This window comes from Limnohabitans sp. MMS-10A-192, assembly GCF_003063335.1.
In the GTDB taxonomy this organism is placed as follows: Bacteria; Pseudomonadota; Gammaproteobacteria; order Burkholderiales; family Burkholderiaceae_C; genus Limnohabitans_A.
This window is the reverse complement of record NZ_NERX01000007.1, coordinates 15,015-40,731: the sequence shown is the minus strand read 5'-3', so window position 1 is coordinate 40,731 and position 25,717 is coordinate 15,015. Positions and strand designations below refer to the sequence as shown.

General features: G+C 61.2%; 19 protein-coding genes. 14 read left to right on the top strand and 5 right to left on the bottom strand.

The window, feature by feature from the left end:
- Nucleotides 1–69: 69 nt before the first annotated feature.
- From B9Z43_RS13835 to B9Z43_RS13810, 6 genes are all read left to right on the top strand, one after another.
- On the top strand, nt 70–1,203 hold the full coding sequence (locus tag B9Z43_RS13835) for an ABC transporter substrate-binding protein (protein WP_108326541.1): 1,134 nt from the start codon (nt 70–72) through the stop codon (nt 1,201–1,203).
- Nucleotides 1,204–1,341: 138 nt separating this feature from the next.
- The gene (locus B9Z43_RS13830) at nt 1,342–2,382 is read left to right on the top strand and encodes a branched-chain amino acid ABC transporter permease (protein ID WP_108326540.1); all 1,041 of its coding nucleotides are present in this window, start codon (nt 1,342–1,344) and stop codon (nt 2,380–2,382) included.
- A gap of 1 nt (nt 2,383) precedes the next feature.
- Nucleotides 2,384–4,150, top strand: coding sequence for an ATP-binding cassette domain-containing protein (locus tag B9Z43_RS13825; RefSeq protein WP_108326539.1), 1,767 nt, complete (start codon nt 2,384–2,386; stop codon nt 4,148–4,150).
- A gap of 1 nt (nt 4,151) precedes the next feature.
- Nucleotides 4,152–4,880, top strand: coding sequence for an ABC transporter ATP-binding protein (locus B9Z43_RS13820; protein WP_108326538.1), 729 nt, complete (start codon nt 4,152–4,154; stop codon nt 4,878–4,880).
- 11 nt (nt 4,881–4,891) lie between these two features.
- On the top strand, nt 4,892–6,613 hold the full coding sequence (locus B9Z43_RS13815; protein WP_108326537.1) for an acyl-CoA dehydrogenase family protein: 1,722 nt from the start codon (nt 4,892–4,894) through the stop codon (nt 6,611–6,613).
- Between the two features lie 9 nt (nt 6,614–6,622).
- A complete protein-coding gene (locus B9Z43_RS13810) occupies nt 6,623–7,162 on the top strand; it encodes a MarR family winged helix-turn-helix transcriptional regulator (RefSeq protein WP_369910327.1) in 540 nt (179 codons plus the stop codon).
- 97 nt (nt 7,163–7,259) lie between these two features.
- On the opposite strand, the gene B9Z43_RS13805 is transcribed toward B9Z43_RS13810, so the two are convergent.
- Nucleotides 7,260–7,910, bottom strand: coding sequence for an OmpA family protein (locus B9Z43_RS13805; RefSeq protein ID WP_108326536.1), 651 nt, complete (start codon nt 7,908–7,910; stop codon nt 7,260–7,262).
- Nucleotides 7,911–8,109: 199 nt separating this feature from the next.
- On the opposite strand from B9Z43_RS13805, the gene B9Z43_RS13800 reads away from it, so the two are divergent.
- From B9Z43_RS13800 to B9Z43_RS13775, 6 genes are all read left to right on the top strand, one after another.
- Nucleotides 8,110–9,282, top strand: coding sequence for a fumarylacetoacetate hydrolase family protein (locus B9Z43_RS13800; protein WP_108326535.1), 1,173 nt, complete (start codon nt 8,110–8,112; stop codon nt 9,280–9,282).
- 64 nt (nt 9,283–9,346) lie between these two features.
- Nucleotides 9,347–9,697, top strand: a complete 351-nt coding sequence (locus B9Z43_RS13795; RefSeq protein WP_108326534.1) for an FKBP-type peptidyl-prolyl cis-trans isomerase — start codon at nt 9,347–9,349, stop codon at nt 9,695–9,697.
- A 277-nt stretch (nt 9,698–9,974) separates the two neighbouring features.
- On the top strand, nt 9,975–10,535 hold the full coding sequence (gene grpE, locus B9Z43_RS13790) for a nucleotide exchange factor GrpE (protein WP_108326533.1): 561 nt from the start codon (nt 9,975–9,977) through the stop codon (nt 10,533–10,535).
- A gap of 189 nt (nt 10,536–10,724) precedes the next feature.
- Nucleotides 10,725–12,644 carry a molecular chaperone DnaK gene (dnaK, locus tag B9Z43_RS13785; protein WP_108326532.1) on the top strand — a complete coding sequence of 640 codons (1,920 nt, stop codon included), beginning with the start codon at nt 10,725–10,727 and terminating at the stop codon, nt 12,642–12,644.
- Between the two features lie 105 nt (nt 12,645–12,749).
- On the top strand, nt 12,750–13,886 hold the full coding sequence (gene dnaJ, locus B9Z43_RS13780; RefSeq protein WP_108326531.1) for a molecular chaperone DnaJ: 1,137 nt from the start codon (nt 12,750–12,752) through the stop codon (nt 13,884–13,886).
- Between the two features lie 204 nt (nt 13,887–14,090).
- Nucleotides 14,091–15,455: an MBL fold metallo-hydrolase RNA specificity domain-containing protein gene (locus B9Z43_RS13775; protein ID WP_108326530.1), complete on the top strand. Its 1,365-nt coding sequence runs from the start codon at nt 14,091–14,093 to the stop codon at nt 15,453–15,455.
- Between the two features lie 218 nt (nt 15,456–15,673).
- On the opposite strand, the gene B9Z43_RS13770 is transcribed toward B9Z43_RS13775, so the two are convergent.
- Both B9Z43_RS13770 and B9Z43_RS13765 read right to left on the bottom strand, forming a co-directional pair.
- Nucleotides 15,674–16,138, bottom strand: a complete 465-nt coding sequence (locus tag B9Z43_RS13770) for a DUF1854 domain-containing protein (RefSeq protein ID WP_108326529.1) — start codon at nt 16,136–16,138, stop codon at nt 15,674–15,676.
- The gene (locus B9Z43_RS13765; protein ID WP_108326528.1) at nt 16,135–18,429 is read right to left on the bottom strand and encodes an ABC transporter ATP-binding protein; all 2,295 of its coding nucleotides are present in this window, start codon (nt 18,427–18,429) and stop codon (nt 16,135–16,137) included. Before B9Z43_RS13765 ends, B9Z43_RS13770 begins: the two co-directional genes overlap by 4 nt.
- A 177-nt stretch (nt 18,430–18,606) precedes the next feature.
- On the opposite strand from B9Z43_RS13765, the gene cphA (B9Z43_RS13760) reads away from it, so the two are divergent.
- Both cphA (B9Z43_RS13760) and cphA (B9Z43_RS13755) read left to right on the top strand, forming a co-directional pair.
- Nucleotides 18,607–20,778 carry a cyanophycin synthetase gene (gene cphA, locus B9Z43_RS13760; RefSeq protein ID WP_108326527.1) on the top strand — a complete coding sequence of 724 codons (2,172 nt, stop codon included), beginning with the start codon at nt 18,607–18,609 and terminating at the stop codon, nt 20,776–20,778.
- A gap of 34 nt (nt 20,779–20,812) precedes the next feature.
- On the top strand, nt 20,813–23,383 hold the full coding sequence (gene cphA, locus B9Z43_RS13755; protein WP_108326526.1) for a cyanophycin synthetase: 2,571 nt from the start codon (nt 20,813–20,815) through the stop codon (nt 23,381–23,383).
- 19 nt (nt 23,384–23,402) lie between these two features.
- On the opposite strand, the gene B9Z43_RS13750 is transcribed toward cphA (B9Z43_RS13755), so the two are convergent.
- Together B9Z43_RS13750 and B9Z43_RS13745 are read right to left on the bottom strand one after the other, a co-directional pair.
- Entirely contained in the window at nt 23,403–24,551 is a 1,149-nt protein-coding gene (locus B9Z43_RS13750) for an acyltransferase family protein (RefSeq protein WP_108326525.1), read from the bottom strand.
- A gap of 14 nt (nt 24,552–24,565) precedes the next feature.
- Entirely contained in the window at nt 24,566–25,519 is a 954-nt protein-coding gene (locus tag B9Z43_RS13745; RefSeq protein ID WP_108326524.1) for a nitronate monooxygenase family protein, read from the bottom strand.
- Between the last annotated feature and the right edge of the window lie 198 nt (nt 25,520–25,717).

The following is a 25,717-nucleotide window of genomic DNA, read 5'->3' as shown; positions in this document are numbered from 1 at the left end:
TTGCCGCTGTTCAACTTTTCCGTTTTCCCCTAACCTGCGTTTTCCAACCACCCCTCCGAGGAGACAACCATGAAACTCAAGAAAACCCTGCTGGCTTTGGCCATCACCGCCGTGTCCAGCACCGCTGCACTGGCCGACATCAAAATCGGCGTGAGCCTGTCGCTGACCGGCCCCGGCTCCGGCCTGGGCATTCCGATGCAAAAACAGCTGCAACTGTTTCCCAAGACCCTGGGCGGTGAAAAAGTCCAGCTGATCATCTTGGACGATGCCACAGATCCCGGCAAAGGCGCTGCCAACGCACGACGCTTTGTGACCGAAGACAAGGTCGATCTGATTTTTGGCTCCTGCATCACCGCTGTGGCTGCTGCCATGACCGACATCGCTGCCGAAGCCGGCACCGTGCAAATCGCAGGATCCCCTGTGGGTGTGCCCCCCGGCAAAGACAAGTGGCTGTTCCGCCTGCCCCAGTCAAACACCGTGATGGGCCATGCCGTGGTCGAGCACATGAAAAAGCAAGGCGTCAAGACCGTTGGTTTCTTGGGCTACACCGACGCCTATGGCCAGCAGTGGCTGGACGCTGTCGGCCCCATGCTGGACAAAGCCGGCATCAAGTTGGTCGGCACCGAACGTTTTGCCCGTACGGACACCAGCGTGACGCCACAAGCCCTGAAATTGACCGCTGCCAATCCAGATGCGATGCTGGTCGTGGCTTCGGGCTCGGGTGCAGCCATGCCGCAAATGGGCTTGGTTGAGCGCGGCTACAAAGGCAAGGTTTACCAGACCCATGCCGCCGCCACGCCAGACCTGTCCCGCGTGGGCGGCAAATCGGTTGAAGGCACTTTTGTGGTGTCCGGCCCCGCACTGCTGGGTGACCAATTGGCTGACAGCCACCCCTCCAAGAAGCTGGCTCTGGACTTCGTGCAGAAGTTTGAAAAAGAGTTTGGTGCCAATTCGCGCAACCAGTTCGCAGGTCACTCATATGACTTCGAAATTGCGGTCGAAAAAGCCATTCCCATGGCCCTCAAGAAAGCCAAGCCTGGCACTGCCGAGTTCCGCTCTGCCGTGCGTGACAGCCTGGAAAACATGGGCCGCACCGTGTTCGCGCACGGCGTGATGAACTGGACACCCGCTGACCACTGGGGCTACACGCTCGAAACCGGCGTGATGACCAAAGTCGTGGACGGCAAGTTCAAAGTCGAATAAGCACTGACCACAGGTGCAGGGGACTCTCTTTGCGGGAGCCCGCCCCTGCCCACATTTGAACTGCTGCAGTGCCTCACAAAGCTGGGGGCACTGCAGCCATTCACACGGGCTTCTGCTGTTTTCCCCCCAAGGCTTCCCATGGACTTTTCCATCGCCAGCATCTTGCTGCTTGACGGTGTCACCAATGGTGCGATCTATGCCCTGCTCGGGCTGGCCACTGTGTTGGTGTTCACCGTCACCCGCGTGATTTTTATTCCCCAAGGCGAATTTGTCGCCTATGGCGCTCTCACCTTGGCCATGCTGCAAACCGGCAAAACGCCCGGCACCATCTGGTTGCTGCTGATCTTGGCTGGCGTGGCCGCCTTGATGGAGTTGGCGGAGCGCTGGCACCACCATGGCAAGCCTTTGCGAGCCCTGCGCTCGGCACTGAAACTGCTGGTCTTTCCCGTGATTGTCTCGATCGTGGGCATCTGGGCGGCCCCGCAAATGTTCCCGCTGTGGATGCAGGCCATTCTGAGCGTGGCCATCGTCACGGCCTTTGGGCCCTTGGTCTACCGCGTGGCTTATCAGTCACTCGAAGCGGCGACACCGCTGGTGCTGCTGATTGTTTCGGTGGGCGTGCACTTCGCCATGACCGGACTGGGTCTCTTGTTCTTTGGCGCAGAAGGCTTTCGCAATCCGCCATTTTGGGATGAGCGTTTCTCGCTGGGGCCCGTCACACTCTCAGGCCAAACCGTCATCATCTTTGGTGTGTCCTTGGCCTTGATTGTTTTGCTGTGGCTCTACTTCGAGCGTTCCTTGCGCGGCAAAGCCCTGCGCGCCACCGCCGTCAACCGCACCGGTGCTCGCCTGATGGGCATCTCCAGCCACACCTCGGGCCAGTTGACCTTCCTCATGGCCGCCCTCATTGGCGCGCTGTCGGGCCTGCTGATTGGCCCCACCACCACCGTGTTCTACGACTCGGGATTTCTGATTGGACTCAAGGGCTTTGTGGCTGCCGTGATCGGCGGCCTGGCCAGCTACCCCGGAGCGCTCGTGGGCGCACTGTTCGTGGGCATCGTGGAAGCATTTGGTGCTTTCTGGGCCAGCGCATTCAAGGAAGTGATCGTCTTCACGCTCATCTTGCCCATTCTCCTCGTGCGCTCTTTGCGCAGTGGCCACTCGGACGAGGAACACTGACATGAACAAACAAAAATTCTCCATCTGGCTGCTGGCCGCTGCGGTCCCGCTGATCGCCTTGGCCCCCCTGCCCGACTTCTGGATCGCCCAGCTCAACTACATCGGTTTGTATGCCCTCGTGGGCTTGGGTCTCGTCCTGCTCACAGGCATCGGCGGTCTCACGTCTTTTGGCCAAGCGGCTTTCGTGGGCATCGGCGCATACACCACCGCATGGCTCACGCTCAACACCGGCATGTCGCCTTGGTTGACCTTGTTCGTGGGCCTGTCGCTGACCGCCGTCAGCGCACTGATCGTGGGTTTCATCACGCTGCGCATGTCGGGTCACTACTTACCGCTGGCCACCATCGCCTGGGGGCTGGCCTTGTATTACCTCATGGGCAACCTGGATGCCTTGGGCAAATACGACGGCTTGCTGGGCCTCAAAAGTTTGTCCATCGGCGACCTCGACATTGGCCAAGGTCGGCTGTTCTTTGTGCTGACCTGGGCCATCTTGCTGGCCGGGGCCGTGGCCTTGCTCAACTTGCTGGACTCCCGACCAGGACGTGCGATTCGTTCCCTCAAGGGCGGCACGCAGATGGCCGAAGCCATGGGCATCAGCACCTTCCGCTACAAAGTCACCATCTTCGTGCTGGCCGCCTTGTTTGCTTGTGTTTCAGGCTGGCTGCTGGCGCATTTCCAGCGCACCGTGAACCCATCCGCCTTCGGTCTGAAAATGGGCATCGAATACCTGTTCATGGCGGTGATTGGTGGTGTGGGCCATGTGTGGGGCGCCATCGTGGGGGCAGGTCTGATCAAGCTGCTCGATGATTACTTGCAAGTGGCGCTGCCTGCCTTGATTGGCACCAGCGGCAGTTACGAAGTCATTGTGTTCGGCGTGGCCATGGTGCTGGTGCTCAAGTACCTGCCCGACGGCCTGTGGTCGGTGGTGGCCAAAAAGCTGCCACGCCCACCGCGTGCAGTCGACTGGCAAAACGCCGCCGACCTGCCCGCTCGCAGCAAACCCGCAGCAGGCGATGTGGTGCTCAAGGTCGACAAGATCCGTAAACAGTTTGGCGGCCTCACGGCGGTCAACGACATCAGCTTTGACATCAGCGCCGGCCAAATCGTCGGCTTGATCGGCCCCAACGGCGCAGGCAAATCCACCACCTTCAACCTGATCACCGGCGTGCTGTCCAAAACCAGTGGGCAAGTGCTGTTTCGGGGTGAAGACATCAGCGCCCTGCCCTCGCGCGAAATTTCTCGCCAGGGCATGGCCCGCACCTTCCAGCACGTCAAGATGATCCCCGACATGACCGTGCTCGAAAACGTGGCGCTGGGTGCCTACACCCGGGGCAGCAGTGGCGTGGTCTCGTCCATGCTGCGCACCAACCGAGCCGAAGAGCAGCGCATGATGAAAGAAGCCCAGCGCCAGTTGGAGCGCATCGGCATGGGTGCCTACCTGCACGAACAAGCTGGCAACCTGGCCATGGGCCCGCAACGCTTGATGGAAATCGCCCGTGCGCTGTGCTGCGATCCGGCGCTGCTGCTGCTGGACGAGCCCGCCGCCGGTCTGCGCCACAAGGAAAAACAGGGCCTGATCCAGGTGCTGCGCCAGCTGCAAGGCGAAGGCATGAGCATCTTGTTGGTCGAGCACGACATGGACCTGGTGATGGACGTCTGCGATCAACTGGTGGTGATGGAATTCGGCACGCTGCTCACTCGCGGCACCCCCGCCGAAGTGCAAGCCAACCCGGCCGTGCGCGCCGCTTACCTCGGAACGGAACACTGACATGGCAACCCCTCTCCTCAAAGTCACCGATCTGCGTGCGGGCTACGGCAAAGCCGAAGTGCTGCACGGCCTGAGCCTGGAAGCGGCCAAGGGCAGCGTGATCACCGTGATCGGCCCCAACGGTGCAGGCAAGTCCACTTTCTTGAACAGCCTGATGGGCATCCTGCCCGCCAAAGGACAGATCGAGTTTGATGGCCAGTCGATCACCGAGCTAACGCTCGAAGAGCGCGTCATGCAAGGCATTTCGCTGGTGCCCGAAAAGCGCGAACTGTTTGGCACCATGAGCGTAGAAGACAACCTGGTGCTGGGCGGCTACCGCCAGATGCGACTGGGCAACGCGCAGTGGCGCAGCCGCCTGGACGACGTGTTCGACCTGTTCCCCCGCCTGAAAGAGCGCCGTTTGCAAGAAGCTGGCACCCTGTCAGGGGGCGAGCGCCAGATGTTGGCCGTGGGCCGCTCGCTGATGTCACGCCCCTCGCTCTTGATGCTGGACGAGCCCAGCCTGGGCCTGGCCCCGCTGATCGTGAAAGAAATCTTCACCATCATCGAAACCCTGCGCCAAACCGGCGTGACCATCGTGCTGGTGGAACAAAACGCCCGCGCCGCGCTGGCTGTGGCCGACGATGGCTATGTGCTGGAGATGGGCGAAATTGGCCTGCACGGCAAAGCCGCCGATTTGGCCCAAGACCCCCGCGTGATCGACACCTATCTGGGTGCCGCCAAGAAATAAAGATTGCTGACATGAACGCCTACCAACCCCGCACCGACGACATGCAGTTTGTGTTGTCCCGCGTTTTGAACGCGCCTGCCCAACTGCAAGCCCTGCCCGCCTTTGCCGAGGTGGACCCTGAGCTGATGCAACAAGTGCTGGAAGAAGCTGGCAAGTTTGTGGGCGAAGTGATCGCCCCGCTCAACCGCGACGGCGACGAAATCGGCGCGCAGTGGAAAGACGGCGCGGTCACCATGCCGCCGGGCTTTAAGGATGCTTACCAGTCCTTTTGGCAATCGGGCTGGCCTGCGCTGGCCTCCAGCACCGAAGACGGCGGCCAAGGCCTGCCCAGCGTGCTCGAAGCCATGCTCTACGAAATGCTGTCGGCCGCCAACCATGGCTGGACCATGGCCCCCGGTCTGCTGCACGGCGCTTACGAATGCATCAAGCACCACGCCAGCGACGAAGTCAAAGCGCAATATTTGGAGAAAGTGGCCACCGGCGAATGGCTGGCCACCATGTGCCTGACCGAGCCGCATGCAGGCTCCGATTTGGGCTTGGCCCGGACCAAGGCCGTACCCCTGCCCGATGGCAACTACGCCGTCAGCGGCACCAAAATTTTCATCTCAGGTGGCGAGCACGACCTGAGCGACAACATCGTGCACCTGGTGCTAGCGCGCCTGCCCGATGCGCCGCCCGGCCCCAAAGGCCTGTCTCTGTTTTTGGTGCCCAAGTTTTACCCCGATGGTTCGCGCAGCCGCGTGCATTGCGACCGCATCGAAGAAAAAATGGGCCTGCACGGCAGCCCGACTTGCGTGATGCGTTTTGACGAAGCGGTCTCTTCCATAGTGGGCGAGCCCGGCAAGGGCTTGGGCGCGATGTTCGTGATGATGAACGCCGCCCGCCTGCATGTGGCCCTGCAAGGCATTGGCCTACTGGACGCCGCCTGGCAAAAGGCCGATGCCTACGCGCAAGAACGCCGCCAAATGCGTGCACCGGGCAAAGGCAAAAGCGCGGGGGAAGCGGACCTGATTGGCGAGCACCCTGCCATGCGCCGCATCCTCGACACGCAACGCGCTTGGGTCGATGCCGGTCGTGTGCTGGCCTACCGCACCGCGCTCGAACTCGATCTGATCAAACACAGCCCCGATGCCGCCACACAAGCCGCTGCCCAGCGCTGGTGCGCGCTGGTCACCCCGGTCATGAAATCGGTTTTCACCCACCAAGCCTTTCACGGCGGCAGCGACTGCTTGCAGGTGTTTGGCGGCCACGGTTATGTGCGCGAATGGGGCATCGAGCAAATCGTGCGCGACGCCCGCGTGGCCATGATCTACGAAGGCACCAACGAAATCCAGGCGATCGATTTGCTGGTGCGCAAGGTGCTGGCCGATGGCGGTCAAAGCATGAACGCTTTGCTGGACACCATCGCCGCGGACCTGCCCAAAGCGGCGAAAGCCAGCACCGCAGCTCTTGCCCGCATCCAGACCCTGCGCGCCGTGACCGAGCAGATCGTCAAGGCCGCGCCGCAAGACGCCGCTCTGGCCTTCCGCGTGGCGGACGACTACCTGCGCGCCGTGGCCCTGGTGCTGATGGACTGGGCCTGGCTGCGCATCGAGGCGGGTGTGGACGAGAGCACACCCAATGCCGACACACGCTGGAAAGCGCCCGCCAAAGCCCTGCGCAGCTGGGTGCTGCCCGAGTTCCAGATGCGCACCTTCATCATCGTGCAGCAGTGCACGGCTGCATCGGCCTGATCACCCGCCATGCCCAGCGCCAAAGACAACCCTGCTGCGCCCTCCAAAAGGGTTTCGCCACGCCGCACCGCCCAGACGGCCAAACCGGCCAAACCGGCGGTTGGCAGCGATGTGGCGGCCGTGGACAAAGTGGACACCTCCTACCTGCAATCGCTGATGGGCTACAACGCCCGGCGTGCAGCGCTGAGCATCATCGAGCTCTTCCTGGAACGGCTGGCTCCTTATGGCCTCAAGCCCGTGGACTTTTCGGTGATGACCACCATCCACCACAACCCCGGCGTGACCTCGCGCCAGCTGTGCGCCGCTTTGAACTTGCTGCCCCCTAACTTGGTGGGCCTGATCCAGTCGCTGGAGTCGCGCGGCCTGATCGAACGCAAACCCCACCCACACGATGGCCGTGCCGTGGGCCTGCACGCCACCGCCAAAGGCCAGACCCTGATGGTGCAGGCGGAACAAACCGCGTCAGATCTGGAGGTCGAAAAAACCACACGCCTGACGCCTGCACAACGCAAAACACTGCTCTCGTTGCTGCAAAAAATTTACCTCTGAGCCCAACCGTTCAACTCACCTTGCGTGGCCGACACCCGCCAAAAAACAAGGCGTGCCCACTTGCGCGGGCACGCCTTGCAACACTCAAGGCAGTGGTTTATCGGCCAGCAGAACGCTCAGCCAAATAGATGTCAATGCGGCGGTTGCGTGCACGGCCCGCTTCGCTGGCGTTATCGGCAATCGGCTCACGAGAGCCACGACCATCGATGGCCATGCGGTTGGCGCTCACCCCACGCGACACCAAATAATCACGCGCACTTTGCGCACGGTTGACCGAAAGCGGGTTGTTGATGGCGTCCCCACCGGTGTTGTCAGTGTGGCCCACGATGCGCACTTCCATGGAAGGCTGCTGGTTCAGGCCTTGTGCGAACTGGTCCAGGATCGGCATCAGGCGCGGCTGGATGTCATGGCGCCCAGTGGCAAACGAGATGTCGTTTGGAATGCTCAGTTTGAGCTGGTTGTCGGCCGTTTGCGTGACCACAGTGCCTGTGCCAGCCGTGGCCACTTCCATGGCGCGCTTTTTGTCTTCCATGTTCTTGGACCAGATGTAGCCGCCCAAAGCGCCCAAGCCGGCACCGATGGCCGAAGACTTGGCATCGCGGCCCAGCACCTGACCAGCCACTGCGCCAATCAAAGCACCTGTACCTGCGCCTTTTTGCTCAGAAGTTGCGGTGGCGCAACCGGACAACAAGATGGCCAAGCCGCACACCAAGGCGCCTGTGGCTTTCAGGGGAGTTGAAAGTGTCATGTGAAAAATCCTTTGTTTGTAGACGCTCTTAATTTACCGCGATCAACCCTGCCAAACCGTGATGCAAAGCACAAGCTTGCAACAAATTGCTTCCTTTTTTTGGGGGTGCGGTGTTATCAGCAAGCCGCTCTTGCGTGACAGCATGCAGCACAGGCCTCTGGCATGCTCTTTTCTATCTCAGCCATCCCTGCTACCCGCCATGAACCAAACTGCTTTGCCCACCGACCCTTCACAAGCCTGCCTGATCGGGCGCATGTGGCAAGCTGGCCTGGGGGCCACCCTTGTCAGCATCCATGATGGCCAAGTGTTCGATTTGTCTGGCTTGGCCCCCACCAGCAGCCAACTGCTCGAATTGCCGCAGACCGCCACGCAAGTGCGTCAGTTCATCGCCTCCGGCAAAGCGCCCGTGCTGGCCCAAACCGCCGATGTGCTGACCAACTCGCAAGCGCCGCAGCTGGATGCGTCGGCGCCTTGGTTCATGGCCCCTTGCGACCTGCAGGCCATCAAGGCTGCGGGCGTGACTTTTGTGGCCAGCATGCTGGAGCGGGTGATCGAAGAGCAAGCCCGTGGCGACGCCAGCAAGGCCGAGGCCGTGCGCCAGGCCGTGGTGGCCGTGATTGGCGACAACCTGCGCAGTGTCAAACCCGGCTCGCCCGAGTCGGCCAAGCTCAAAGAGGTGTTGCTGGCCCAGGGCATGTGGTCGCAATACCTGGAGGTGGGCATTGGTCCAGACGCCGAGATCTTCACCAAGTCGCAGCCCATGAGCGCCATCGGCACAGGGGCACTGGCGGGCATTCACCCCGGCAGCCAATGGAACAACCCCGAGCCCGAAATCGTGCTGGCCGTCAACTCGCGTGGCGAGGTGGTCGGTGCCAGCTTAGGCAACGACGTGAATCTGCGCGACTTTGAAGGCCGCAGCGCCCTGTTGCTGGGCAAGGCCAAGGACAACAACGCCAGCTGCGCGATCGGCCCCTTCATCCGTTTGTTCGACGCGCACTTTGGCATCGACGATGTGCGCCAGTGCGACCTGAGCCTGAAGGTGCAAGGCCCCGAGGGCTTTGTGATGCAAGGCAGCAGCTCCCTGAGCCAGATCAGCCGCGACCCACTCGACCTGGTGGGCCAGGCCATGGGCCCTTGCCACCAGTACCCGGACGGCATGATGCTGTTCTTGGGCACCATGTTTGCGCCCACGCAAGACCGGCATGGCCCGGGCCAGGGCTTTACCCATGTGGTGGGCGATGTGGTGAGCGTGTCCACCCCCAAGCTGGGCACTTTGACCAACACCATCACCACCTCGGACCAGGCCTCTGCCTGGGTCTATGGCATCAGCGCCTTGATGCGCGATCTAGCACGGCGGGGCCTGCTGGCATAATTTTGGGTTTACGCACGCAGCGAGGCCACCGTTTCAGGCCTCGCGCATTCACAGAAAGCTCACCATGAACACCACCCCATCCGGCCTGCAATACGAAGACACCGTCGTGGGCGAAGGCGCAGAAGCGACCAAAGGCCAGGACGTCACCGTGCACTACACCGGCTGGCTCTACAAGGACGGCCAGCAAGGCGCCAAGTTCGATTCGAGCCGCGACCGCCGTGACCCCTTCGTGTTCCCGCTGGGCGCAGGCATGGTCATCAAGGGTTGGGACGAAGGCGTGGCCGGCATGAAGGTCGGCGGTCAGCGCACCCTGATCATCCCTTCGGAGCTGGGCTATGGCGCTCGCGGCGCTGGCGGCGTGATCCCCCCGAACGCCACCTTGAAATTTGACGTGGAATTGTTGGCACTGAACTGAGCGCCAGGTCGGCACACGGCTGCCGTCAGGGTGTTTGATGCCAAGGCGTGTTGGGCCAGCTACCTGTACGGCCGCGCATTTCGTCCCGAAACGGCTCTGCGCGGCACGTTGAAACGACTCTTTCGCGTCAGGTCGGATCGCCCCTCGCATGTCACCCCGGACGTAGATCCGGGGTCCACTTGCGACCCGCGCCCCGATTTTTCATCAGCGACCTCTTGAAACCCCTTTCAGAACCCCTACTTGTATGGGGTTAATTTCTTTTTTGCGGACATTGTTCATGTCAGAAGCTACTCAAAACCCCGAAAACAAACCCTTGAGCGACGAAGAACTGGCGGCTGCGGCGGCCATGACCCCGACCGATCCACTGGCCGATCCACTGGCCGATGCGCAAGCCGAACTGGCCAACCTGAAGGCCCAAAACGCCGACTTGGCCGACCAGTACCTGCGCGCCCAGGCCGATGTGCAAAACGCCCGCCGCCGCGCTGACGAAGAGATCAGCAAGGCCCGCAAGTTTGCCGTCGAAGGTTTCGCCGACAGCCTGCTGCCCGTGCTGGACAGTCTGGAAGCCGGTTTGGCCATCCCCAACGCCACGCTGGAGCAGATCCGCGAAGGCTCTGAGGCCACCCTGCGCCAGCTGAAAAGCGCGCTGGAGCGCAACAAAGTGGTCGAGATCGCCCCGCCTGCAGGCACCAAGTTCGACCCGCACCACCACCAAGCCATCAGCGTGGTGCCGGCCGAGCAGGAAGCCAACACCGTGGTCAGCGTGTTGCAAAAGGGCTACCTGATCGCCGAGCGCGTGCTGCGTCCGGCGCTGGTGACGGTCACCGCGCCCAAATAAACGCAAGCGATTTAACGCCCAGTGTCACCCCGGACTTGATCCGGGGTCCATGACTTCAAGAAGATGGATGCCGGATCAAGTCCGGCATGACAAGTAAAAAACCTTTTTTGGCGTGTGGGGACTTGAAAAGTTTCCACCCCACCCCACCTGCAGAACATCTGCACTTTCACTGAATTTTGGAGAATCATCATGGGAAGAATCATCGGTATTGACTTGGGCACCACCAACTCGTGCGTGGCCATCATGGAAGGCAACACGACCAAAGTGATCGAGAACGCCGAAGGCGCTCGCACCACGCCTTCGATCATTGCGTACCAAGAAGACGGCGAAATTCTGGTCGGTGCCTCGGCCAAGCGCCAGGCGGTCACCAACCCCCGCAACACCTTGTACGCCGTCAAGCGTTTGATCGGCCGCAAGTTCGCCGAAAAAGAAGTGCAAAAAGACATCGACCTGATGCCTTACACCATCGCCAAAGCCGACAACGGCGACGCCTGGGTGGAAGTGCGCGGCCAGAAAATGGCCCCACCACAGATCAGCGCTGAGATCCTGCGCAAGATGAAGAAAACCGCCGAAGACTACCTCGGCGAAGAAGTGACCGAAGCCGTGATCACGGTGCCCGCGTACTTCAACGACGCCCAGCGCCAAGCCACCAAAGACGCTGGCCGCATCGCTGGCCTGGACGTCAAGCGCATCATCAACGAACCCACCGCCGCAGCTTTGGCTTTCGGTCTGGACAAGAATGAAAAGGGCGACCGCAAGATCGCCGTGTATGACCTGGGTGGCGGCACGTTCGACGTGTCCATCATCGAGATCGCCGACGTCGACGGTGAAAAGCAATTCGAAGTGTTGTCCACCAACGGTGACACCTTCCTGGGCGGCGAAGACTTCGACCAGCGCATCATCGACTTCATCATTGCCGAGTTCAAGAAAGAGTCCGGCGTCGATCTGGCCAAAGACGTGCTGGCCTTGCAGCGTCTGAAAGAAGCCGCCGAAAAGGCCAAGATCGAGCTGTCCAGCTCCGCATCGACCGACGTCAACCTGCCCTACATCACCGCTGACGCCACAGGCCCCAAGCACCTGAACGTCAAGCTGACCCGCGCCAAGCTGGAGCAGTTGGTGGAAGAGCTGATTGAGCGCACCATCGCCCCTTGCCGCATGGCCATCAAGGACGCTGGCGTGTCGGTCTCCGACATCCACGACGTGATCCTGGTCGGCGGCATGTCGCGCATGCCCAAGGTGCAAGAGAAAGTCAAAGAATTCTTTGGCCAGGAGCCACGCAAAGACGTGAACCCTGACGAAGCCGTGGCCGTGGGCGCTGCCATCCAGGGCCAGGTGCTCTCGGGCGACCGCAAGGACGTGCTGCTGCTGGACGTGACACCTTTGTCTTTGGGCATCGAGACCATGGGCGGTGTCATGACCAAGATGATCACCAAGAACACCACGATCCCCACCAAGTTCGCACAGACCTTCTCAACCGCTGAAGACAACCAGCCGGCCGTGACCATCAAGGTGTTCCAGGGCGAGCGCGAGATCGCTTCGGGCAACAAGGCGCTGGGTGAATTCAACCTCGAAGGCATCCCACCCGCAGCGCGTGGCACGCCCCAGATCGAAGTGTCTTTCGACATCGACGCCAACGGCATCTTGCACGTGGGCGCCAAAGACAAAGGCACCGGCAAGGAAAACAAGATCACCATCAAGGCCAATTCGGGCCTGTCGGAAGAAGAAATCCAGCAGATGGTGAAAGACGCCGAGCTGAACGCTGCCGAAGACAAGAAAAAACTCGAACTGGTGCAAGCACGCAACGCGGGCGAAGCCGCCGTGCACAGCGTCAAGAAGAGCCTGACCGAGCATGGCGACAAGATCGAAGCGGCTGAAAAAGAAGCCATCGAAGCCGCAGCCAAAGACCTGGAAGAAGTGTTGAAAGGCGAAGACAAAGACGCCATCGAAGCCAAGACAGAAGCCCTGATGACGGCCAGCCAGAAGCTGGGCGAGAAGGTCTATGCCGACATGCAAGCGCAGCAAGCCGCTGCGGGCGCAGGCGCCGAGCAAGCCAAACCACAAGACGACAACGTCGTGGACGCTGAAGTCAAGGAAGTCAAAAAGGGCTGATGCCCGTCTCCTGCTGCGGCCACTGGCCGCAGTCCCGCCGCGCAAGCTGATTCAGGTGACTGAATCGCCTTCGCGGCGTTCTTGTTCTAACGGTTTGATTCCCACATGGCCAAACGAGATTTTTACGAAGTGCTGGGCGTTGCCAAAAACGCCTCGGACGAAGACATCAAGAAGTCCTATCGCAAGCTGGCGATGAAGTTCCACCCTGACCGCAATCAGGGCGACGCAGCCAAGGACGCCGAAGCCAAGTTCAAAGAGGTCAAAGAGGCCTACGAGATGCTGTCGGACCCGCAAAAACGTGCGGCCTACGACCAGCACGGCCACGCCGGTGTGGACCCCAATATGCGTGGGGGTGCCGAAGGCTTTGGTGGTGGCTTCGGTGATGCGTTTGGCGACATCTTTGGCGACATCTTTGGTGGCCAAGGGCGTGGTGGCCGTGGCGGTGGCCGTCAGGTCTTCCGCGGGGCCGACCTGAGCTACGCGATGGAGATCACGCTTGAAGAAGCGGCCAACGGCAAGGACTCGCAGCTGCGCATCCCCGGCTGGGACGAGTGCGACACTTGTCACGGCAGCGGCGCCAAACCCGGCACCAGCGCCAAGACCTGTTCCACCTGCCACGGGCAAGGTCAGGTGCAGATGCGCCAGGGCTTTTTCAGCGTCCAGCAAACCTGCCCGCATTGCCGAGGCACCGGCAAGATCATCCCCGAGCCCTGCACCAGCTGCCACGGCCAGGGCAAGATCAAAAAACAAAAGACGCTGGAAGTCAAAATCCCGGCCGGTATCGACGACGGCATGCGCATCCGCAGCGCGGGCAACGGCGAGCCGGGTACGAATGGTGGCCCACCTGGCGACCTGTTCATCGAGATCCGCCTCAAGAAGCATTCGATTTTCGAGCGCGACGGCGACGACCTGCATTGCGCGGTGCCAATCAGCTTCAGCAAAGCCGCTTTGGGTGGCGAGATCGAAGTGCCCACACTGGGCGGCAAAGCGGCGATTGACATCCCCGAAGGCACGCAAACCGGCAAGCAGTTCCGCATCCGCGGCAAAGGCATCAAGGGCGTGCGCGGCAGCTACCCCGGCGATTTGTATTGCCACATCACCGTCGAGACCCCGGTCAAACTCACCGAGCACCAGAAAAAGCTGCTCAAGGAGTTCGAGGACTCGATCCAAAAAGGCGGCGGCAAACACCAGCCCTCCGGTGAAGGCTGGACCGACAAGCTCAAGGGCTTTTTCGGCGGGTGATCCGCGCATTCAAACTGCAAGGGATGGACCCCGGATCAAGTCCGGGGTGACAAACCAAGTCGACATCCCAACACGCTGTCCATTGCGTTTGTCATCCCGGCCTCCGAGCCGGGATCCATGACCCTCACCCCACGCTGTGCCCGCACAAAGGCTGTTTGACTCAGGTCAAACAGCCTTTGCTCTTTTGCGGCCACCATGCCAAGCATGAGCGCCACCATCACCTTCCTCGGCGGAGCCGACACCGTCACCGGCTCCAAATACCTGGTCGAGCACAAAGGAAAGCGCCTGCTGGTCGATTGCGGTCTGTTTCAGGGCTACAAACAACTGCGCCTGCGCAACTGGGGCCCACTGCCGGTAGCGCCCAGCCAGATCAACGCGGTGGTGCTGACCCACGCGCACTTGGACCACAGCGGGTATTTGCCACTGCTGGTCAAAAACGGCTTCCAAGGTCGGGTGCATGCCACTGCAGGCACCTGCGACCTGGCGGCCATCTTGCTGCCCGACAGTGGCCACATTCAAGAAGAAGACGCTTTCTTTGCCAACCGGCATGGCTTTTCCAAGCACGCGCCCGCCCTGCCCCTGTACACCAAGCAGGAAGCGATCAACAGCCTCAAGCAATTGCACGCCGAGCGCCAAGGCCAATGGTTCGAGCCCATCCAAGGCTGGAAAGCCCGCTTCCAACCCGCCGGGCACATCCTCGGTGCGGCGAGCTTGCTGCTGGATGTGGCCGGTCGGCGCATCTTGTTCTCGGGCGACTTGGGGCGCCCCGACGATCCACTGATGAACCCGCCCGAGCCCCCACCACAAGCGGACACCGTGCTGATCGAGTCCACCTATGGCGATCGCCAGCACCCCAAAGAAAAACTGTTCGCTGAACTCGGCCCCTTGCTGCACAAGCTGGCCGCACGGGGCGGTGTGGCGGTGGTGCCCGTGTTTGCCGTCGGGCGCGCACAAGCGGTGCTGCACACGATTGCGCAGCTCAAAGCCGCTGGTGAGATCCCGCACGGTTTGCCGATTTTTCTGGACAGCCCCATGGCCATCCACACCACCGCATTGTTTTCAAAACACCCGGGCGAGCACCGACTGAGCGAGCAGGAAGTGCGCCACATGGACCATGTGGCCACCATGCTGGAGACGCCCGAGCAATCGAAGTCTCTGGCCAAGCGGCATGGCCCCATGGTCATCCTGGCGGCCAGCGGCATGGCCACCGGTGGGCGCGTGCTGCACCACTTGGCGCAGTACGCGGGCGATCACCGCAACATGATCATCTTGACGGGCTACCAAGCACCGGGCACACGCGGCGCTTGGCTGGCCGGTGGTAGCCACACCATCCGCATCCATGCGCAGGATGTGGCGGTGCGGGCGGAAGTGATGCAGATCGAATCGGCTTCGGCCCATGCCGATGCCAACCAATTGCTCAGTTGGTTGCACAAAATGCCCAGTGCCCCCGGGCAAGTCTTTGTGGTGCACGGCGAGCGCGAAGCGTCCGACATGCTGCGCCAGCGCATCGAGCACGAGATCAAGTGGCGAGCGCTCGTGCCCGAACAGGGCTCGGTCTGGCCGCTGTAACAAGAGCGCATAGAACTTGCCCCTTGCAGGTCGGCGGCTTCAGCCCCGACATGCCGCCTTCGTCCAAACCACCCCTGTCGGACCTGAAGGTGCCGACGAGCCGCCAACAAATGGTCATGCCGGACTTGATCCGGTATCCATGAAGCTGCAGAGGGACCCCGGGTCTTCGCCCGGGGTGACATGGGGGCTCAAACGCATGTCGGAGCTAAAGCTCCGACCTACAGGAAGCGGTCGAGCAGTTTGCGCGAGTGTTTGTCCATGGCCGCCAGGTCGCGGATCATGTACTGCACGCCATCGGCGTCGTTGATCAGCAGCACGGTACCGGTCAGGCGGCGGATGTCTTCCTCGCCTTTGAGCAGAAACTGCGCAGTGCCGCGGTTGGTCACCACCGTCCAAGTGCTGGGCGTGGCAAAGCTGCTGACGCCTTCGAGCTTTTCAATCACCGGCAGAAACTCGCGCTCCGTCAGTGCTTGCATGACTTGGCTGCGCACATCTGTTGCCAATTGGGCCAGCTGGTCGATCCAGAGCAGTTCGTGGCCTTCGGCGTCCATGAGGGCCACACCACCGTCAGGGTCTGTGATGGGGTAGGCGCGAATGGCCGTCACGGGTGAATGGCGCGTGCCGTCGGCCAAGACCAAGGCCCAGAGGCCAAAGGCATCGCGTTGCAATTCGAATGCGTTCATGCGCTCACCTTTTGTTCTTCTGTGCTGCCGCCCAAAACCGCTTCGGCTTCGGCCTGGCGCTGCTGCGCTTCATAAAGGCGCCAGTACGCACCCTGCGCTTCGATCAGTTGGTCGTGCGAGCCCTCCTCCACGACCACGCCTTTGTCCATGACCACCAGGCGGTCAGCCTTGCGCAAGGTCGACAAACGGTGGGCAATGGCAATCGTGGTGCGGCCGCGCACCAGGTTGTCCAGGGCTCGCTGGATTTCTTTTTCGGTCTCGGTGTCCACCGCCGAAGTGGCTTCGTCCAGAATCAAAATGCGTGGGTTGATCAACAAGGCACGCGCAATGGAGATGCGCTGGCGCTCACCGCCCGACAAGCCCTGACCACGCTCACCCACCAGCGAGTCATAGCCCTGCGGCATGCGCAAGATGAACTCATGGGCATGGGCTGCGCGGGCTGCGGCCACGATGTCTTCACGGGTCGCCCCGGGTTTGCCGTAGGCGATGTTGTCGGCAATCGTGCCGAAGAACAGGAAGGGCTCTTGCAAGACCAAACCGATCTGGCTGCGGTAGTCGGCAATTTTGAGTTGGCGGATGTCGGTGCCATCGAGCTCGATCGCGCCTTCGGTCAGGTCATAAAAGCGGCAGATCAGGTTGACCAACGTGCTCTTGCCCGAGCCGCTGTGGCCCACCAGACCGATCATCTGACCGGGCTGGATGTCGAGGTTGAGCTGGCGGATGACGGCGCGGTTGCCGTAGCGGAAACCGGCGTCGCGCACCGTGATGCGGCCTTGCACGGGCGGCAGCGGCAAAGGGTTCACCGGCTCGGGCACGCTGGAGACGTGGTCCAGGATGTCGAAGATGCGCTTGGCGCCCGAAGCGGCTTTTTGGGTGTGCGAGACGATGCGGCTCATCGTGTCCAAACGGCCGTAAAACCGGCCGATGTAGGCCAGGAATGCGGTCAGTACACCCACCGTGATCTTGTCGTCCGAGACCAGCCAGATGCCAAAGCCCCAGACCACCAGCAAGCCCACTTCGGTCATCAGCGTGACCGTGGGCGAGAACAAGGCCCAGACACGGTTGAGGCGGTCGTTGACCATCAGGTTGTGGCGGTTGGCGTCCTTGAATCGGGTGGCTTCGCGGTCTTCCTGAGCAAAGGCCTTGACCACGCGAATGCCGGGAATCGTGTCGGCCAGCACATTGGTCACTTCGGCCCAGACGCGGTCGATCTTTTCGAAGCCGGTGCGCAAGCGCTCGCGCACCACATGGATCAGCCAGCCAATGAAAGGCAGCGGCAACAAGGTGACCATGGCCAAGGTGGGGTTGATGGTGAACAAAATGACCGCCGTCATCACAATCATCAGCACGTCGGTGGCAAAGTCCAGCAGGTGCAAGGACAAGAACACGTTGATGCGGTCGGTCTCGTTGCCGATGCGGGCAATCAAGTCGCCGGTGCGGCGATCGCCGAAATATTCCAAGGACAACTTGAGCAGGTGCTCATAAGTGGTGGTGCGCAGGTCCGCGCCGATGCGCTCGGACACCAGCGCCAGAATGTAGGTCTTGGCCCAGCCCAAGACCCAGGCGAGCAAAGCGGCGCCGAGCAGGCCCAGCAGGTACATGGACACCAAAGACGGATCGATCGGCGCACCGTTTTGGTAAGGGATCAGGATGTCGTCCATCAAGGGCATGGTCAGGTACGGCGGCACCAAGGTGGCCGCGGTCGATGCCAGCGTCAGGACAAAACCGCCCAGCAGGGACCGCTTGTAGGGCTTGGCAAAACGCCAGAGCTTGAGCAGGGTCCAGGTGGATGGGGGTGCCAGGTCTTCGCGGCCGCAGCTGGGGCATTCGTCATCGTCCTCGCGCATGACCGCCTGACACACCGGGCAGACCGAGACCGCCAAGGCTTTTTGCAGGGGACGGCCATCCCCTGCCAGCTGTGCCATCTGGTTTTCAAACTGGCTGACCCAGCGCGCTACGGTCGATTGCAGGCCCAAAGTGAAGCGCCAGACACCCAGCCGACCGCCAGGATGGGCCAGCTCCAAGGTCCCCACACCCGCGTGGTCACTCAGTTTCAGGCTCAAATCGGGCTGCAAAGGCCAGCTTTGCCAACTTTTTTCTGCATCACCGGGCGATAAAACCCGCCGATCGGTCAAAATAATGACATTTTTAGCAAAGAGCAGCTCGCCATCAAGGTCAACCTCCAACCAGGCTGAAACGTTTTCTTCTGATTGAAGATGCGAAGAAACCTCGGCCTGCCACGCATCCGGAACCACCGAGCGCGGCAAGACAGAAGAAAGTGTTGGAGTCATGAAGGTGAACCGCTAATAGCCCGGCATGCCCAATGGGCGAGCCGCAAAAAAAACAACCATTGATTTGGCCAAAGACTGCAACAAAATTGCCCATGAATTTTTTGAATCCTGAGCTTCTTGTCAACACTTTGGCCGCTACCTGATCAGCCGATCATTGTATCGCTGCACCCCCCATCCATGAGCGCCAAAAACATCCAATTCCTGCGCATGACTTATTTGCGCGGGCCCAACATCTGGACTTACCGCTCGGTCATCGAAGCACTGATCGATATCGGTGAACTGGAAGACTTCCCTTCAAATTTACTGCCCGGGTTCAACGACCGTCTCAAGGCTTGGTTGCCCCAGATGATCGAACACTACTGCACACCGGGTGTTTATGGCGGTTTCTTTCAGCGCCTGGACAACGGGACATGGGCGGGTCACATTCTTGAACACGTCAGCTTGGAGCTGCAAACCCGCGCCGGCATGTCCATGAGCTTTGGCAAGGCCCGCGAAGCTGGGCCTCGTGGTGTTTACAAAGTGGTCATCCGCACCGACCACGAAACCGTGGGCCGCACCTCGCTGGAAATGGCACGCGAGTTGATTCTGGCCGCCATCCACGACACCCCTTATGACGTGCCTAGCGCCATTGCCAAACTGACCGACCTGGTCGACAGCCTGTATGTGGGACCCAGCACCGCCAGCATTGTGGAGGCAGCTTACGAGCGCCGCGTACCCTACATCCGTCTGAACACGGGCAACTTGGTACAACTGGGACACGGCGTGAACCAGCGCCGCATTTGGACCGCCGAGACCGACCGCACCAGCGCCATTGCCGAAGGCATTTCCAAAGACAAGGACCTGACCAAGAACCTGCTGGCCATGTGCGGCGTGCCCGTGCCCGAAGGCCAGGTGGTGGACAGCCCTGCTGCGGCCTGGGCAGCTGCACAAGAGATCGGTCTGCCCGTGTGCGTCAAGCCCAGCGATGGCAACCGCGCACGCGGTGTATCGCTGGACCTGAGCAGCCAAGCCGACATCGAAGCCGCTTATGCCATCGCCTTGGAGCAAGGCAGCGAGGTCATCGTTGAGCGTTTCATCCGCGGCTCCGAGCACCGCCTGCTGGTGGTGGGCGACCGGATGGTGGCGGCCAGCCAAGGCGAAACCGCCAGCGTCATCGGTGACGGCCAACACACGGTACTTGAACTGGTTGACTTGCAAATCAACGCAGACCCCCGTCGCGGCAGCGATGGCAGCTTGCCGCTCGAGCTGGTCAAACTGCGCGAGAACAGCCCCGAAGTGCTTGAGCTGGCTCGCCAAGGCCTGACGCCCGACAGCGTGCCAGAAACCGGTCAGACCGTTCTGGTCAAGCGCACCGGCAACATGACCACCGACGTGACCGATGTGGTACACCCCGATGTGGCTGCACAAGCCGTGCTGGCCGCCCGCATGGTGGGCCTGGACATTGCGGGCGTGGACGTGGTCACCCCGGACATCCGCCAGCCCTTGGGCGACCAGGGCGTGGTGGTCGAAGTCAATGCAGGCCCCAGCTTGCTGATGCACCTGAACCCCGCTGTGGGCCAGCCCCGCCCCGTGGGCCAGGCCATCGCCGAGCACCTCATTCCTTCCAAGGAAAATGGCCGCATTCCATTGGTCGGACTGATAGGCGATGGCGATACCACGCGCAGTGCCAAGCTGATCGCCTGGCTCTTGCACTTGCAGGGCCTTTACACGGGCTTGGCCTGTGCGGACGGCCTGTACATGAACCAGCGCTGCCTGCAAACAAGCAAAGCCATGGACTTCGAGCAGGCCGAGCGCCTGCTGGTCAACCGCTCGGTACAAGCCGCGGTGTTTGAAAGCGATGCGCGCCGTCTGTTGACCCAAGGTCTGCCCTACGACCGCTGCCAAGTTGGCATCGTCACCAGCATGCCCAAGGCTGCGCCCCTGGAAGACCTGTACCCCGGCCCCGACGACAAAATGCCCAGTTACATCCGCACCCAGATCGACCTGGTGCTGAGCAACGGTTACGCCGTGCTCAATGCGGCCGACGAAGCGGTCGCCGATCTGGCGCAGTACAGCGACGGTGGGGTGATCCTGTATGCCCCAGACGAATTCGAAGCACGACTGAGTGCGCACCGCGCAGAAGGTGGTCGCGTGGGCTTTTGGCGTGACGGGCAATTGATCCTGGCCGAAGGCAGCAAGGAGCACGCCGTGCTGTCCATTCAGCGCCCGGCCGTGGCTCGCCTGCTCAAAACAGACACCCTCAGCCAAAGTGACATGCTGATTGCCGCTTGCGCCGCATGGGCCATGGACATGGGTGCCGACTTGATCCGTGCCGGCGTCAAGAGCTACGGCCAAACCTCTGCCGCCTGACGCGGCCCCAGAAGAACAACAGGAACCCATACCCATGGAAGTGTCCCGAATTCGCGCCCTGCGCGGCCCCAACTTGTGGAGCCGCCACACGGCCATTGAAGCCATCATCACCTGCACAACTGACGAGCAGGGGCTAAGTCCTCAACACCCGGTTGAGCAGCAATTGCGCCGCATTTTTCCAGAGGTGGGGCCTTTTCACAGCCTGCGCCCGGGCCAGACCATCACCATGGCCCATGCACTTGAAAAAGTGACTCTCGGTCTGCAAACGCAGGCCGGCTGCCCAGTCTCGTTCAGTCGGACCACGCCCACGCAAGAGCCGGGCGTGTACCAAGTGGTCATCGAATACTCCGAAGAGTCTGTTGGTCGACAGGCCCTGGAATTGGCAGAACAATTGTGCAAAGCGGCCATCGCAGGCATGGGTTTTGATCTGGAAGCGGCCATCGCCCAGCTTCATGAACTCGACGAAGATGTGCGCCTGGGCCCCTCAACTGGCGCCATCGTAGATGCAGCCGTCGCCCGAGGCGTGCCCATTCGACGCCTCACCGATGGCAGTCTGGTGCAATTCGGTTGGGGCGCCAAACAGCGCCGCATCCAGGCTGCTGAAATCGACTCCACCAGCGCCATTGCGGAATCGATTGCCCAGGACAAAGACCTGACCAAGAGCTTGCTGCATGCCGCTGGCGTGCCGGTGCCCATGGGCCGTCCTGCTCACAACATCGAAGAAGCTTGGGCCGTTGCCCAAGAAGTCGGTCTGCCCGTCGTGGTCAAACCCCAAGATGGCAACCAGGGCAAAGGCGTGTCGGTCAACATCACCGACCGCACAGCCTTCGATGCCGCCTATGCCACCGCCGTGCGTTATGGCGTGGTCATGGTCGAGAAATTCCTGCCCGGCCACGACTACCGTTTGCTGGTGGTGGGCAACAAGCTGGTGGCCGCTTCGCGCCGCGAACCGCCACTGGTGGTCGGTGATGGCAAGCACACCGTGCGCCAGTTGGTGGACCAGGTCAATGCCGACCCACGGCGGGGCACAGGCCACTCCACATCGCTGACCAAAATCCGTTTTGACGACATCGCGATTGGCCGCCTGCGCGAGCAGGGCATGGAGCCCGAATCGGTACCCGTCAAGGGCAGTCGCGTCATTTTGCGCAACAACGCCAACCTGTCGACCGGCGGAACAGCCACCGATGTGACCGACGACGTGCACCCCGAAGTGGCCGCCCGCGTGATCGAGGCCGCCCAGATGGTGGGCCTGGACATCTGCGGTGTGGACGTGGTGTGTGAATCCGTCATGCGCCCTCTGGAAGAGCAAAACGGCGGCATCGTGGAAGTCAATGCCGCCCCCGGACTGCGCATGCACATCAGCCCCTCTTATGGCAAGGGCCGTGACGTGGGCAAGGCCGTGATCGACCACATGTACCCCAACGGAGACAACGGCCGCGTGCCAGTGATTGCCGTGACCGGCACCAATGGCAAGACCACCACCGTGCGTCTGACTGCTCATCTGCTCAAGGCCCAGGGCCTGCGCGTGGGCATGACCAACACCGATGGCGTGTACGTCAACGGTCGCCAGACCGATTCTGGTGACTGCAGTGGCCCACGCAGTGCACGCAATGTGTTGATGCACCCCGATGTGGATGCCGCTGTGTTCGAGACCGCCCGTGGTGGCTTGCTGCGCGAAGGCTTGGCCTTTGACCGCTGCCAGGTGGCCATCGTCACCAACATGGGCGCTGGCGACCACCTGGGTTTGAACTACATCACCACGCTTGAAGACCTGTCGGTGCTCAAGCGCGTGATCGTGCTCAACGTGGCGCAAAGCGGCACTGCCGTGCTCAATGCAGCCGATCCGGCCGTGGTGTCCATGGCACACCATTGCCCCGGCGATGTGACCTTTTTTGCCCTCGACGGCAACCAGCCTGTGCTGGCGGCCCACCGAGCCCAAGGCAAGCGCGTGGTCTTCACCGATGACGGCGACATCGTGGCCCAAAAAGGCAAGCAAATTTTCCGCATCCCTTTGGCCAATGTACCGCTGACCCGCCAGGGCCAGATCGGCTTCCAAACCGAAAACGTGATGGCCGCTGTGGCCGCCGCCTGGGCCGTGAACGTGCCCTGGGACGCGATCGCCCAAGGCCTGGCGACCTTCATCAGTGACATCCAGGGCGTGCCCGGTCGCTTCAATATTTTTGACTACAAAGGCGCCACCCTCATCGCCGACTACGGCCACAACCCCGATGCCATCCAGGCACTGGTGCAGGCGGTGGACAACATGCCCGCCAAAAAACGGCTGGTGGTGATCAGCGGCGCAGGTGACCGGCGCGACCAGGACATCCGTGACCAAACCCAAATTCTGGGGGCGGCTTTCGACGATGTGCTGCTTTACCAGGACGCCTGCCAACGTGGCCGCGCCGACGGTGAGGTGCTCAAGCTCCTGCGCGAAGGTCTGCAAGGCGCCAAGCGCACCAGCCACGTCGAAGACATTCAGGGTGAGTTCAATGCCATCGACAAGGCATTGGCCCGACTGAAGGATGGTGACCTGTGCCTGATCCTGATCGACCAGGTGGAAGAGGCCTTGGCCTACATCACCGAAAAGGTCAAAGCCGCTGCTTGACGGCGCTCTGGCTGACGAATCAGGCAGCCAAATTGTTGATTCGCATGGCCAGCGCGACGCTGGTCATGAAGATCAATACCCACATGGCCCAGCGCTGCACATTGGGTTTGGGCTGCTCGACAAAATGGAACAACACGGCACCCGCGCCAATTGACAAGCCCAAAGAGGCCAGCATCCCTAAACCGTTAGGCCAAATCTGGCCGGGCCAATACGTGGTGACCCCGGCATTGACCAGCAGGCTCACCCCAAAGTGAATCACGAAGACGGAATACGAAATTCGGGAAAGGTACTGGACGCTGCGCTGCAAACTTGCAGGTATATGGCGTGGTTCAAACCAAGAAACTGGGGCCCCCGCCAGCAAGGCTGCAACCAGCCAGCACGTGACCAGACGCCAGCGCGGATCCAGCGCCAAGGCCACCAGACCCAGCAACAACAAAACCGCCCAAGCCTTGGCTGAGAAGGCTTGCACACGCAGATGATGCGCGAGCCAGCCCAGACCATAAGCCCCGCAAAAGAAGACCGCGTAATTGTCCAAGCTGTCCTGACCGCTCCACCACCACAGCGATGCTGCGGCCAACACCGTCCATAGACAGCGCTGCCACCCATCAGACGACAAGCCTGAGTAAACAGCCCCCAACTTCGAGCTCACGGCCACCAACAACAAGGCCAGCGCGTACAACTGGAAGTCGATGGCCACATACCAGACACCTGCAGACAAAGCCTCCAGCTCCAGCACGTGCTGGGCCAAGCCCACATGTGCCAGAGCCTGATGCCATGATGGCAAGGCCGACAACGAGTCATGTTGAAAGCCCGGACGAATGATTTCAGACACCAGCACCGTGACGCTCAAAGCCGCCAACAAGGGCAGTGACAATCGCAAGTAACGTCGCCAAAGCAGCGCAGCAGCGCTGCGTGCGCTCAAGTGGTCGAGCTTGGCCAGGCTCGCTGCCGTCAAAAATCCGCCGCACACCAAAAACATTTGAACCGCGAGGCGCGCACGGTCATAGAGCCATTCGATCAAACCAGGCCAGACCTGCATGAGCACATCCGACATGGGTCCATAAAAAGCCAAATGGTGCACGACGATGAGCACACAGCCAGAGGCTTTGAAAACATCGAGCAGCCAAGCCCGCCCGTTTGCAGGCAAAGGACTGGCTACCGTGGGCATCGACCGCGCAGAGATCAAAGCGCCAGACGGGCGCGAGCAGCTTGGTATTCGCGCTTGAATTGGGCCACGCGCTCAGCGGTACTGACCACGGCATGGATGGCGCCGATGCCTTGGCCGCAGCCCCAGATGTCTTTCCAGGCCTTTTTGGCATCGCCACCAAAATTCATCTTGCTCGGATCAGACTCGGGCAAGTTGTCAGGGTCCAGACCCGCGGCACGGATGGAAGGCGCCAGGTAGTTGCCGTGCACGCCGGTGAACAGGTTGCTGTAGACCACATCGTCGGAGTCGCAGTCCACGACGGCCTTTTTATAGTCTTCGGCAGCACGGGCCTCATGGGTGGCGATGAAGGCCGAGCCGATGTAGGCAAAGTCTGCCCCCATGGCTTGCGCCGCCAAGATGGCGTCACCCGTGGCGATCGAGCCCGACAAGGCCACCGGGCCGTCAAACCATTGGCGGATTTCCTGAATCAGGGCAAAGGGGCTTTTCACGCCCGCATGTCCGCCAGCACCTGCGGCCACGGCGATCAGGCCGTCTGCGCCCTTTTCGATCGCCTTGTGGGCAAACTTGTTGTTGATGATGTCGTGCAGCACCACACCGCCGTAGCTGTGAGCGGCCTGGTTGATCTCTTCACGCGCACCCAGCGAGGTGATGATGATCGGCACCTTGTACTTCACGCACATGGCCATGTCGTGCTCCAGGCGGTCGTTGCTCTTGTGCACGATCTGGTTGATCGCAAAGGGCGCAGCAGGTTTGTCGGGGTTGGCCTTGTTGTAGGCGGCCAGTGCTTCTGTGATTTCAATCAACCACTCTTCGAGTTGCGCTGCAGGACGTGCATTCAAAGCGGGCATGGAACCTACGATACCGGCCTTGCACTGCTCGATCACCAACTTGGGATTGCTGATGATGAACAAGGGCGATGCGATCGCAGGAAATGGCAGGTTCGCCAGAACGGGGGGCAGCTTGGACATGGGGTCTCCTGAAAATGATCGGTCTATTGTGAGAGGACAAACGCATCAAACGGTGTCGACGCCGGGACAGGAAATGGATTTCACCTGCTTCGGGCCCTTGCAGGGACGCCATTGAGAATCGCCAGCCCAAGGACCCAGTCTGTCATCCCGGGCGAAGACCCGGGATGCATGAGCGGTTTGATCTACAGAAATGGATGC